The 11,764-nt window shown below is 69.5% G+C and carries 9 protein-coding genes; 7 read left to right on the top strand and 2 right to left on the bottom strand.

The genetic code is table 11. The annotated features are described in order from the left end of the window. Positions 1 to 35: 35 nt before the first annotated feature. Together STVA_RS12540 and STVA_RS12535 are read right to left on the bottom strand one after the other, a co-directional pair. The gene (locus tag STVA_RS12540) at positions 36 to 1,229 is read right to left on the bottom strand and encodes an ABC transporter substrate-binding protein (protein ID WP_123688804.1); all 1,194 of its coding nucleotides are present in this window, start codon (positions 1,227 to 1,229) and stop codon (positions 36 to 38) included. A gap of 97 nt (positions 1,230 to 1,326) precedes the next feature. Then, positions 1,327 to 2,565, bottom strand: coding sequence for a Zn-dependent hydrolase (locus STVA_RS12535; RefSeq protein WP_123688274.1), 1,239 nt, complete (start codon positions 2,563 to 2,565; stop codon positions 1,327 to 1,329). Between the two features lie 157 nt (positions 2,566 to 2,722). On the opposite strand from STVA_RS12535, the gene STVA_RS12530 reads away from it, so the two are divergent. The 7 genes from STVA_RS12530 to STVA_RS12500 all read left to right on the top strand — a co-directional run bounded on the left by STVA_RS12530 (position 2,723) and on the right by STVA_RS12500 (position 11,647). Then, positions 2,723 to 5,110 (top strand): SBBP repeat-containing protein, encoded by a 2,388-nt coding sequence (locus STVA_RS12530; protein ID WP_123688273.1) that lies wholly within the window; start codon positions 2,723 to 2,725, stop codon positions 5,108 to 5,110. A 75-nt stretch (positions 5,111 to 5,185) separates the two neighbouring features. Next, a complete protein-coding gene (locus STVA_RS12525; protein ID WP_123688272.1) occupies positions 5,186 to 6,466 on the top strand; it encodes an ArgE/DapE family deacylase in 1,281 nt (426 codons plus the stop codon). Continuing rightward, a complete protein-coding gene (locus STVA_RS12520; RefSeq protein ID WP_123688271.1) occupies positions 6,466 to 7,746 on the top strand; it encodes an ArgE/DapE family deacylase in 1,281 nt (426 codons plus the stop codon). The genes STVA_RS12525 and STVA_RS12520 overlap by 1 nt, the downstream gene beginning before the upstream one ends. A 5-nt stretch (positions 7,747 to 7,751) precedes the next feature. Beyond that, a complete protein-coding gene (locus STVA_RS12515; protein WP_123688270.1) occupies positions 7,752 to 8,798 on the top strand; it encodes a histone deacetylase family protein in 1,047 nt (348 codons plus the stop codon). A gap of 32 nt (positions 8,799 to 8,830) precedes the next feature. Continuing rightward, positions 8,831 to 9,658 carry a CoA transferase subunit A gene (locus tag STVA_RS12510; protein WP_123688269.1) on the top strand — a complete coding sequence of 276 codons (828 nt, stop codon included), beginning with the start codon at positions 8,831 to 8,833 and terminating at the stop codon, positions 9,656 to 9,658. Further along, positions 9,648 to 10,400: a CoA-transferase gene (locus STVA_RS12505; RefSeq protein ID WP_123688268.1), complete on the top strand. Its 753-nt coding sequence runs from the start codon at positions 9,648 to 9,650 to the stop codon at positions 10,398 to 10,400. The genes STVA_RS12510 and STVA_RS12505 overlap by 11 nt, the downstream gene beginning before the upstream one ends. A 41-nt stretch (positions 10,401 to 10,441) precedes the next feature. Then, positions 10,442 to 11,647: a CaiB/BaiF CoA transferase family protein gene (locus STVA_RS12500; protein WP_123688267.1), complete on the top strand. Its 1,206-nt coding sequence runs from the start codon at positions 10,442 to 10,444 to the stop codon at positions 11,645 to 11,647. The last annotated feature ends 117 nt before the right edge of the window (positions 11,648 to 11,764 follow it).

Raw genomic sequence — 11,764 nt, 5'->3', positions numbered from 1 at the left:
CGTCCCCCCGTCCGCCGCGGCTGTGACGGCGGCCGCTACTCCTGCGGCCGCAGTTTGCGCACGGTGGCGTCGTCAGGCAGATACTTGGCGCCGTCAGCATAGCGCCAGTCGACCATCACCCCCTTGCCGTCGCGCACGGTGGTGCGGCCGACATAGGCCCCCAGCGTCGACTGGTGGTCGATCGCGCGATACTCCATCGGGCCGAACGGGCTTGGCAGCGACAGGCCGCGCATGGCGTCGACCATCTTCTCGGTGTCGGTCGAGCCGGCCTTGGCGATGGCAGCCGCGATCGATTTCACCATGCCGTAGCCGACGACGGAGCCCAGCCGCGGATAGTCGTCGAAGCGCTTGCGATAGGCATCGCGGAAGGCCTTGTGCTCGGGCGTCTCGATCGCCTCCCACGGGTAGCCGGTGACGATCCAGCCCTCCGGCGTCTCGTCCTTCAGCGGGTCGAGATATTCGGGCTCACCCGTCAGCAGGCTGACCACGGGGCGGTTGCGGAACAGGCCGCGCGTATTGCCCTCGCGCACCAGCCGACCGAGGTCGGGGCCGAAGGTCACGTTGAAGATGGCGTCGGGCCGGGCGAGTGCGATCGCCTGCACCGTGGCGCCGGCGTCGATCTTGCCCTGGGCCGGCCATTGCTCGGCCACGAATTCCACATCGGGGCGCCGGGCCTTCAGCAGTTCCTTGAAGGCAGCGACGGCCGACTGGCCGTACTCGTAGTTGGGCGCGATGGTGGCCCAGCGCTTGGCCGGCAGCTTGGCCGCCTCCTCCGCCAGCATCGCCGACTGCATGTAGGTCGATGGCCGCAGGCGGAAGGTGTAGCGGTGGCCCTTGGACCAGGTCATGGCGTCGGTCAGCGGCTCAGAGCCCAGGAACAGCACCTTGTGCTGACGGGCATAGTCGCTGACCGCCAGGCCGATGTGGGAGAAGAAGGTGCCGGCCAAGACCGCCACCTTCTCGTTGGTGACGAGCTCGGCCGCCAGCCGTACCGCGTCCTCGGGCTTGCCGGCGTCGTCGCGCGAGACGACCTCGATCTTGCGACCAAGCACGCCGCCGGCCGCGTTCACTTCCTCGACCGCCAGCGTCCAGCCGTTGCGATACGGCACCGTGAAGGCCGCCATGCCGGAATAGCTGTTGATCTCGCCGATGCGGATGGCGTCCTGCCCCATCGCCGGGGCCGACACCGCCACCATTGCCGCAAGTCCGAGGATGGCCTGCCGAAGCATGGACCCGCTCCCTGTCCGATGAATGATCCTGAGGGTTCCAGCCTAGATCGCGCCGGTGCAGGCCGCTACCCCTCCGATCGATCGATCTGCGATTGGCCTACCCGTTCGCCGACCGCAGCATGGCGTGCAGCAGCACCTCGCAGCCGGCCGCGATGTCGGACGGCTTGGCATCCTCGACCTCGTTGTGGCTGATGCCGTCGGCGCAGGGCACGAAGATCATGCCGGTCGGTGCCACCCGCGCCATGTAGACAGCGTCGTGGCCGGCGCCACTGATGATGTCCATGTGCGGGAACTGCGCCTGGGCGGCGGCCTCGCGCACGGCGTTGACGCAGTCGGCGTCAAACGGGGTCGGCGGGAAGTACCAGAACTCCTTTACCTCGGCCTCCGTCCCGGTCTCGGCCGCGAAGGTGGCACAGGCGGCGCGAAGTTCCTCGTCCATCTTGGTCAGGACGGCGTCGACCGGGTGGCGGAAGTCGACCGTGAAGAACACCTGGCCCGGAATGGTGTTGCGCGAGTTGGGCGAAACGCGGACGAAGCCGACCGTGGCGCAGGCGTTGGGCTGGTTGGCCATGCCGATGCGGTTGACGGCGTCGATCATGCGAGCGGAAGCCACCAGCGCGTCGCGGCGCTTCTTCATCGGCGTCGGCCCGGCATGGGCCTCCTGGCCGGTGACGGTGATCTCGTACCAGCGCTGGCCCTGGGCGCCGGTGACGATGCCAATGACCTTCTCCTCATCCTCCAGGATCGGGCCCTGCTCGATATGCGCCTCGAAATAGGCCTTGGTCGGGCGCCCACCGACCGGCTCCGGCCCGGCATAGCCGATCGCCGCCAGCTCGCCGCCCAGCGTCTTGCCGGGCTCGTTGTTGTCCGGCCGCTCCAGCCCGTAGGACAGGTCCCACACCCCGGCATAGATGCCCGACCCCACCATGGCTGGCGAGAAGCGCGAGCCCTCCTCGTTGGTCCACACCACGATCTCGATCGGCGCCTCGGTCTGGTAGTCGGCGTCGTTCAGCGTGCGCACCACCTCCAGCCCGGCCAGCACGCCATAGACGCCGTCAAACCGGCCACCGGTCGGCTGGGTGTCGAGGTGACTGCCGGTCATCACGGCCGGCGCATCGGGGTTGCGGCCCGGGCGGCGCGCGAAGATGTTGCCGATGCGGTCGACCACGACGGTGCAGCCCGCCTCCTCGCACCAGCGCACGAACAGGTCACGGCCCTGCCGGTCGAGGTCGGTCGCAGCCAGGCGGCAGACGCCGCCCTTCGGCGTGGCGCCGATCCGGCCCATCTCCATCAGCGACGCCCAGAGGCGCTCGCCGTCGATACGCAGGTTTTCCATGCCGCTCGTCTCCGCAGGGGGTCGCCCGACTACTTATCGGCATGGCCAGGGCGGGGGCAAGCCGGCCGCGTGGATTCGCCTGGATGGACGGCCGATCGCATGGCGCGCATAGTCGACCGCAAGAAGAATATGTCCGCACAGGCCGGGGGGCTGGACCATGGCGATCGGTGTCATCGCTGGGCAGGGACAGGGCGCATCCCATGGATCGGGGATCGCCATTCTCGGCGACAAAGGATTCATCGTCGCCGGTGACTTCTGGGGCACCATAGCCTTCGATCCTGGTCCATCGACGATCACGTTCGAGCATCCCTACAACAGCCATTTCCTGGCCCGCTACGACGTGGGCGGCGAGCTTCTCTGGGTCGCCCGCGCCGACGACGATTCCAACGGCATGTTCCTGATCGCCGGGGTGGCGGCAGATGCCACCGGCAACAGCTATGCCGTCGGCAACCTGACCGGGTCGGTGGACTTTGACCCGGGGGACGCCACCAGCTTCCAGGATTCGAGCGGGATCGAGGACTATCTCGTCAAGTTCGACGCCAACGGCGATTTCGTCTGGGCCGTCCATCCGGAGGGATCGACCGGGTGCGGCGCCACGGCCGTCGTCGTCGACGCGGGCGGCGCCATCCTGACCACCGGCTTCTTCACGGGCTCGGTCGATTTTGACCCGGGCACCGGCGTCTTCCACCTCGATGCCGCCAGCGGCCAGGACCACTACGTTGCCAAGTATGACGCAGACGGAGCGCTGCTCTGGGCGACCCATGTCGACCCCGGCGCGGATGGCAGCGTGTCGGGCTATGGGCTGGCGGTCGACGGCACGGGCCACAGCTACGCCACGGGCTACTTCTCGGGCACGGTCGACTTCGATCCCGGCGCCGGGACGGCGGAACTGATATCCGGGACCAGCAGCCACTACCTGGCCCGCTACGACGAGGATGGCAGCCTGGTCTGGGCTGCTGGCGCCGATGCGGGGTCGAGCGGGTCGGTCTATGGCTATGGCGTGGCCGTCGACGACGATGGCAACAGCTTTGTCGTCGGCAGCTTCAACGGCACCGTCGACTTCGAGGCCGGCGACGGCGCCCAGGTGCTGGTGGCCGACGCGATGGATTTCTTTGTCGCCAAGTATGATGGCGCCGGCAGCCTCGCCTGGGTCCGCCACGCCGCCGCCTCCAGCGACGGCGACTACGGCAATGCCGTAGCCGTCGATGGCGACGGCAATGTGCAGGTCGTGGGAACCTTCGACGGCACGGTCGATTTCGGCGGCGCGTCGCCGGTCCTGGTCGCCACCGGTCCGGATCACTTCGCGGCCAGCTACGACGGCGATGGCGAGCTCCGCTGGGTGCGTCATGCCGGCAACTCGACCGACGAGGAGAATGCCCGCGCCGTGGCGGTCGACGCTGAAGGCCGGACATATGTGGCCGGGCAGTTCACCGGCACGGTCGACTTCGATCCCGGCGGCACGGCCGCGGCGGCGAGCGACAGCGGCCTGCACCAGTTCTTCGCCATCGTCTATTCGGCCGAAGGCGAGGTCCGTTACCTGGAGCCCCAGCCCCCGCCGCCGCCCCGCATCATCGACCTCGCGGATTCGGCCGACGACCACCTGACGGTGGACACGACGCCCGGCCTGGAAGGCACGGCCGAGGCGTTGGCGACCATCCACATCCTGCGCGACGGGGTCGATCTGGACACGGTCCAGGCCGACGAGGAGGGACGCTGGACCTGGGAAGACCCCGGCGTCGCTCCCGGCGGCTACGTCTACACCGCCCTTGCCGTCGACGGCGGGGGGTACGAGAGCGGTTTGTCCCGACCGTTCGACGTGTTCGTGGGCTCTCCCGGTGCGACCACCGGCAACGGTGCCGACATGGCCGCGGGCACGGCCGGCAAGAACGTCCTCGACGGCAAAAACGGCGACGACACCGTCTTTGCCGCGGACGCCAACGACACGCTGAAGGGCGGCAATGGCAACGATCGGCTCTATGGCGGCAACGACGACGACGCGCTGTGGGGCGGGAACGGCAACGACACCGCCGTCGGCGGGTCCGGCCGCGACACGCTCTATGGCGAGGCCGGCGGCGACAGCCTGTGGGGTGGCGACGGCAGCGACCGCATCGAGGGCGGTGCCGCGGGGGACCTGGTCGACGGCGACGCCGCCAACGACACGCTCCATGGCGGCGAGGGCATGGACACGCTACTGGGCGGCGTCGGCGCCGATCGGCTGTCGGGTGACGCCATGGGCGACTGGATCCTGCCGGGCGACGACAAGGCGATCGACACGGTTTTCGGCACCGTCGCTCACCTGACCGACGACACCATCCAGGGTTTCGTCGTCGGGCTGGCCGGCGACTTGCTGGCCATCTCGGGCCTGGCGGCCAGGAACGGCAAGCTGCTCGACAGCATCGCCATCACGGACGGGGTGCTGTCGTTGTCCAAGGTTGGCGGCGGGACGATCCTGTTCGAGGATCTGGCGGGCGCTCCCTGGACCGGCACCCACTGGACCGACACCATGACCGGCGGGGACGGCAGCATCCTGATCTATGTCATGTAGCCGCCCGCCGACGTTGCGGCGGCGGGCGGCGATGGCGATACTGGCTGCCGCCCTCCCGCAGCAGCCGAGCGAGCCATGCCCGAACCCGTCCAGGAAACCGCGATCCGCGATGCCGTCGACCGCGGGTTAGACGAGCAGCTCGACTTCACGTCGGCGCTGGTCCGCTATCCGTCGATCCGCGGCGCCGAGCACACGGCCCAGGACTTCATGGCGCGCTCCATGCGCGAGCGCGGGCTGGAAGTCGACCGCTGGCTCATCGACATCGAGGACATCAAGGGGCTGAAGGGCTTCTCGCCGGTCAACGTGTCCTACGAGAATGCCCTCAACGTCGTCGGCATCCACCGGCCGCAGGTGAAGAAGGGACGGTCTCTGGTGCTGAACGGCCATATCGACGTGGTGCCGGAAGGCCCGCTCGACATGTGGACCAGGCCGCCATACGAGCCCTACATTGCCGACGGCTGGCTCTATGGCCGGGGTTCGGGCGACATGAAGGCGGGGCTCATCGCCTGCCTGTCCGCGCTCGACGCGTTGAAGCGATGCGGCTGGGTGCCGGCGGCCGAGGTCTTCGTGCAGTCGGTGATCGAGGAGGAATGCACCGGCAACGGCGCGCTCGCCTGCGTCGGGCGCGGCTACGTCGCCGACGCGGCGCTGATCCCCGAGCCGCGCGGCGAGTCGGTGCTGAGCGCCCAGATCGGCGTCATCTGGTTCCAGATGCGCCTGAAGGGCCGGCCGGTGCATGTCGCGGTCGCCGGCGACGGCGCCAACGCGATCGAGGCGGCCGCCCCGATCTTCCGCGCCCTGCATGCCATGAAGGACCGCTGGAACGGCAACAAGGCGAGCTTCCCGCCCTACCAGACCGTGGACCATCCCATCAACATCAACATCGGCAAGATCGCCGGCGGCGACTGGGCCTCGAGCGTGCCGGCCTGGTGCGACATCGACGTGCGCATCGCCGTGTATCCCGGCCAGGACCTGGCCGCCGCGCGGCTGGAGATCGAGGACACCATCCGGGCCGCTGCCCAGAAGGTGCCGTTCCTTGCGAACAACCCGCCCGAGGTCCACTACCACGGCTTCCAGGCCGAAGGGTACGTGCTGCCCGAGGGCAGCGAGGCCGAGCGGGTGCTGGGCGTCGCCCACCAGCATGCCTTCGGCGAGAAGCTGCTGCGCACGCCGACCACCGCCACGACGGACGCCCGCTTTTTCGGCCTCTATGCCGCCATGCCGGCCCTCGTCTATGGCCCGCGGGCGATGGGCGTCCATGGCTTCGATGAGAAAGTGGAGGTCGAATCCATCCGGCGGACGACCCAGACGATGGCGCTCTTCATCGCCGACTGGTGCGGCCTGGAGGCGGCGTGATGCTCGACCAGAACCTGACCCGCGCCCTGCGCGACGCCGTCGACGCCGGCTTCGGCGACCAGACGGCCTTCACCGCCGACATCGTGCGGTCCCCCTCCGTCCGCGGCGAGGAGCAGCCGGCGCAGGACCTGATGGCGGCCGCCATGCGCGAGCGGCGGCTTGCGGTCGATGCCTGGCGCATCGACGTCGACACGATCAAGACCCTGCCCGGCTTCTCGCCCGTGGCCGTCAGCTACGACCATGCGATGACGGTGGTCGGCGCCTGGCGCGCACCCGATCCGCGGGGCCGCTCGCTCATCCTGAACGGGCATATCGACGTGGTGCCGACCGGCCCCGTCGACATGTGGTCGACCCCGCCCTTCGAGCCGAAGGTGGCCGACGGCTGGATGTACGGGCGCGGTGCCGGCGACATGAAGGCCGGCCTGTGCTCGACCCTGTTCGCCTTCGACGCCATCCGGCGGGCGGGCTACCGGCCGACCGGCGACATCTATTTCCAGTCGGTGATCGAGGAGGAGTGCACCGGCAACGGCGCGCTCGCCTGCCTGGCGCGGGGTTATCGCGCCGATGCGGCCCTCATCCCCGAGCCGATGCGCGAGCGGCTGCTGCGCGCGCAGGTCGGCGTCATCTGGTTCCAGGTGAAGCTGCGCGGCTTCCCGGTACATGCCGCCTATGCGACGACCGGGGCCAACGCGATCGAGAGTGCCTACGCCCTCTTCCCGTCGCTCCACGCCATGGCTGAGCGGTGGAACGACCGGCGCCACGAGGTGGAGCATTTCGGCCACCTGCACCATCCGATCAATCTCAATGTCGGCAAGATCGCGGGCGGCGACTGGGCATCCAGCGTGCCCGCCTGGTGCACCTTCGACGTACGGGTCGCCACGTATCCCGGCCAGGACCTGGCGGAGGCGCGGCGCGAGATCGAGGCCACCCTGCGCGATGCCGCGCGCGCCATCCCCTTCCTGGCCAACAGCCCGCCCGAGATCCTGTGGAACGGGTTCCAGGCCGAGGGCTATGTGCTGGCGGGTGCGGAGGAAGCCGAGGCCACCCTGGACGCCGCCCACAAGGCCGTGTTCGAGGCCGATCTCGGCCGCATCACCAGCACCGGCACGACGGACGCCCGCTTCTTCGGCCTCTATGCCGGCATCCCGGGTCTGGTCTACGGCCCGCAGGCCGAGAACATCCACGGCTTCGACGAGCGCGTGAACCTGGAATCGCTGCGCCGCACGACCCAGGCGATGACGCTGTTCATCGCCGACTGGTGCGGGCTGGAAAAGGCCTGACCCCGATGGACGTGATCTACAGCCAGACCCACGCGCGCCACGCCCCGCGCGAGTTCCTGCTGCGCGGCAACTTCGCGCCGATGGCGGAGACCACGGCGCGGGCCGAGAACCTGGTGACCGCCGCCCGCGCGGCCGGCCACAAGGTGAGCGCACCCGACGATTGGGGCATGGCCCCGGTCGCAGCCGTGCACGCGGTCGACTATCTGGAATTCCTGGAGACGGGGCACCAGCGCTGGATGGAACTGCCGGGCGCCAACGCGGAGATCCATCCCCATTCCAACCCCGGCCGCCACATGCGCGCCCGGCCGGAAGGGATCGCGGGCCAAGTCGGCTTCTATATCGGCGATCTCAGCGCGCCGATGGTGGCCGGCACCTGGCCCGCCTCGCTCGCCAGCGCGCATGCCGCGGTGCAGGCGACCGAGCTGGTGCTGGGCGGGTCGCCCGTCGCCTATGCCCTCTGCCGCCCGCCCGGGCACCATGCGTTCGCAGACCAGGCGGCGGGCTTCTGCTTCATCAACAACGTCGCCGTGGCGGCCCAGCATGCCCGCGGCAAGGCGGGCCGTGTCGCCATCCTCGACATCGACGTCCATCACGGCAACGGCACCCAGGGCATCTTCTGGGATCGCAAGGACGTGTTCTTCTGCTCGCTGCACGCCGACCCCAGCACCTTCTATCCCTACTATGCCGGCTATCACGGCGAGAGCGGTGGCGGCGCCGGCGCCGGCTACACCCTCAACCTGCCGCTGCCGCACGGAACGGCGGATGCCGACTACATGCCGGCGCTCGACCGCGCGCTGGCCGCCATCAATCGCTTCGACCCCGACGTGGTCCTGATATCCCTCGGCTTCGATGCCTATGAGAAGGACCCGCTGGGCGTACTGAAGATCTCGACCGACGGTTTTGCCGCCATGGCGCGCCGGATCGCGGCCCTGGGCCGGCCGACCGTGCTGGTGCAGGAGGGCGGCTACCATGTGGACGACCTCGGCCGGAACCTGGTCGCCTTCCTGTCGGCCTTCGAGACGACGATTGGCGGCAGCCGCGAGCGCAGGTAATAAGCAAAGCTCCTGGAAGCGAGGGCAGCGACATGGCGTCGACCCAGTTCATCGACCTGGCCGATCTGGCCGACCGAATCCCGGACGGCGCCTTCGTGGCGCTGCCGCCGGACTACAGCAACGTGCCGATGGCGCTGACCCATGCGCTGCTGCGGCGGCCGGTACGCGACCTGCGGCTGCTCTGCGTGCCCACCAGCGGCATCCAGGCCGACTTGCTGATCGGCGCCGGCGCCGTCGCCTCCATCGAATGCGCGGCCGTCTCGCTGGGCGAGCAGGGCCCGGCGCCGCGCTTCACGGCCGCCGTCGTGGCCGACCGGCTGACAGTGATCGACAGCACCTGCCCCGCCATCCACGCGGCCTTGCAGGCATCCGAGAAGGGGCTGCCCTTCATGCCGCTGCGCGGCATCCTGGGGTCCGACATCCTGCAGCATCGGCCGGATTGGAAGGTGATGGACAACCCCTTCGCCGAAGGGCCGGACCCGATCGTGCTGCTGCCGGCCCTGCAGCCGGACCTGGCCATCTTCCACGCCCGCTGGGCCGACCGGCAGGGCAATGTCTGGCTCGGCCGGCGGCGCGAGTTGATGACCATGGCCCATGCCGCGCGCCGGTCCTTCGTCACGGTCGAGGCGTTCTTCGACGGCGATCTTCTGGCCGAGGACGAGCTGGCGGCGGGCACCCTGCCCGGCATCTATGTCGATGCGGTGGCGCTCGCCCCGCGTGGCGCCTGGCCGATGGGCCTGGCCGATCTCTATGCCCCCGATACCGCGCACTTGGCCGGCTATGCCCGCCAGGCCCGGACCGAGGACGGCTTTCGCGCCTATATGGCGGCCAACCATCTGGAGCCCTCCCTTGTCGGCTGACGCCCCCGCCTGGCGGCGCGAAGAGCTGCTGATCGCCGTCCTGGCCCGCCTGCTGGACGGGGTGGAGCATGTTGCCGTCGGCGCCAGCTCGCCCATCCCGGGGGCCGCCGCCCTGCTCCAGCGTGCCCTGTCGAAGGGGGCGATGCGCGTCTCTGTCCTGGGCAGCCGGCGCCACAACCCCTTCACCGAGGGTGGACGCGAGCTGTTCGACTGCGCCGCCCAGGGCCGCATCGGCGCCTTCTTCCTGGGTGGCGGCGAGATCGACGGCGAGGCCAACATCAACTTGGTCGGCATGGGCGACTATCCCCGGCTCGACGTGCGCTTCCCCGGCTCGTTCGGCTCGGCCTACCTCTACATGCTGGTCCCGCGCGTGATCCTGTTCCGTGAGGAGCATTCGCGCCGCGTGTTCGTGCCGAAGGTGAATTTCGTCAGCGCGCCCGGCACCAGCGACCCTGGCGTGTACCGCCCGGGCGGCCCGCACGCGCTCGTCACCGGGATGGCCTGCTTCGACTTCGACCGCACCCGCCGCCGCTTCTCGCTGGCCAGCGTCCATCCCGGACATGATGCGGCCGGGGTCGCGGCAGAGACCGGGTTCGACTACGACGTGCCATCGGCCGTACCGGAGACCGCGCCGCCGCCGCCCGAATGGCTGGAGCTGCTGCGCGGCCGCATCGCGGGCGAACTGGCCGAGACCTATCCCAAATTCGCGAGCACGGTGTTCGGCGCGTCCGCCGCCGCCTGACCCCGCGCCGCGACCATCTTCAGAAGGCATCGGAGCAACGGATGAACGCGTCCACCGGCACGCTCGCCGGCATCAAGGTCATCGACCTCACCCGCATCCTGAGCGGCCCCTACGGCTCGCAGATCCTGGCCGACCATGGCGCCACGGTGATCAAGGTCGAGCCGCCGGCCGGCGACGAGACGCGCGACTGGGGCCCGCCCTTCCGTGACGGCACGGCCTCCTACTTCGTCGGCGTCAACCGCAACAAGCGGTCGATCGCGCTGGACCTGACGAAGCCCGAGGGGCGGGAGGTGTTGTTCCGCCTGCTCGAAGATGCCGACGTGCTGTTCGAGAACTTCAAGACCGGCCAGCTTGCCAAGTGGGGCTTGGACTACGAGACGGTGCTGAAGGACCGCTTTCCGCGCCTGGTCTATGCCCAGATCTCCGGCTTCGGCCCCGATGGTCCGCTGGGCGGCCTGCCGGGCTACGACGCCGCGGTGCAGGCGTCTTCCGGCCTCATGAGCATCAACGGCTCGCCCGAGAGCGGGCCGGTGCGGCTGGGGACGCCGATCGTCGACCTCGGCACGGGGCTCAACGCCGTCATCGGCATCCTGATGGCGCTGCTGGAGCGCCAGCGGTCGGGCCGCGGCCAGCATGTCGAATGCTCGCTCTACGACGTTGGCATTTCGCTGCTGCACCCCCATGCCGCCAACTACTTCATGTCGGGCGACCCGCCCAAGCTGCTCGGCAACAGCCACCCCAACATCTGCCCCTACGACCAGTACAAGACGAAGACGCGGCCGATCTTCCTGGCGGTCGGCAATGACACCCAGTTCCGCCGCCTGTGCCAGGTGCTGGGCGTGGCGGACCTGCCGGCCGACCCGCGCTTCAAGTCCAACCGCGACCGCGTGGCCCACCGGGCCGAGCTGAACCGGATCCTGCTCGACCTGCTGCTGCAGCATGACGGGCCGGCGCTGGCCTCGCAGCTCCTGGACGCCGGCGTGCCGGTCGGGCCGGTGCAGTCGATCCCGGAAGTGATGGACGACGCGCACACCCGCCATCGGGACATGGTGGTGGAGATGGATGGCTATCGCGGCACTGGCATCCCCCTGAAGTTCACGCGCACGCCCGGCACGGCGCGCACCAAGCCGCCGGCCTTCGGCGCGGAGGGTGCCGACATCCTGGCCGAGCATGGCTTCTCGGCGGGCGAGATTGCGGGGCTGAAGGAAGCGGGCGTGCTGTTCGAGGAGCGCAAGAAGGGGCGATAGGGGCGGCCGCCCCTGCGTCTCTCGACTGCTCGCTTTGCTGCGCGCTCGAGATGAGGATCGTCCGGGCGCTCCACGATCTGTCGTGCGGCCCCCGGCCCCCCTCACCCTGAGCGCGCA

The organism is Stella humosa (genome assembly GCF_006738645.1).
In the GTDB taxonomy this organism is placed as follows: Bacteria; Pseudomonadota; Alphaproteobacteria; order ATCC43930; family Allostellaceae; genus Allostella; species Allostella humosa.
Note: the sequence above shows the minus strand (reverse complement) of the source record. Positions and strands in the feature narration are given on the sequence as shown.

Excerpts from the sequence above, each read along its gene's own strand:
- STVA_RS12510 (WP_123688269.1), top strand. The coding sequence starts at position 8,831 with ATGGCGTCGACCCAGTTCATCGACCTGGCCGATCTGGCCGACCGAATC.
- STVA_RS12525 (WP_123688272.1), top strand. The coding sequence starts at position 5,186 with ATGCCCGAACCCGTCCAGGAAACCGCGATCCGCGATGCCGTCGACCGC.
- STVA_RS12530 (WP_123688273.1), top strand. The coding sequence starts at position 2,723 with ATGGCGATCGGTGTCATCGCTGGGCAGGGACAGGGCGCATCCCATGGA.
- STVA_RS12540 (WP_123688804.1), bottom strand. The coding sequence starts at position 1,229 with ATGCTTCGGCAGGCCATCCTCGGACTTGCGGCAATGGTGGCGGTGTCG.
- STVA_RS12520 (WP_123688271.1), top strand. The coding sequence starts at position 6,466 with ATGCTCGACCAGAACCTGACCCGCGCCCTGCGCGACGCCGTCGACGCC.
- STVA_RS12515 (WP_123688270.1), top strand. The coding sequence starts at position 7,752 with ATGGACGTGATCTACAGCCAGACCCACGCGCGCCACGCCCCGCGCGAG.
- STVA_RS12535 (WP_123688274.1), bottom strand. The coding sequence starts at position 2,565 with ATGGAAAACCTGCGTATCGACGGCGAGCGCCTCTGGGCGTCGCTGATG.
- STVA_RS12500 (WP_123688267.1), top strand. The coding sequence starts at position 10,442 with ATGAACGCGTCCACCGGCACGCTCGCCGGCATCAAGGTCATCGACCTC.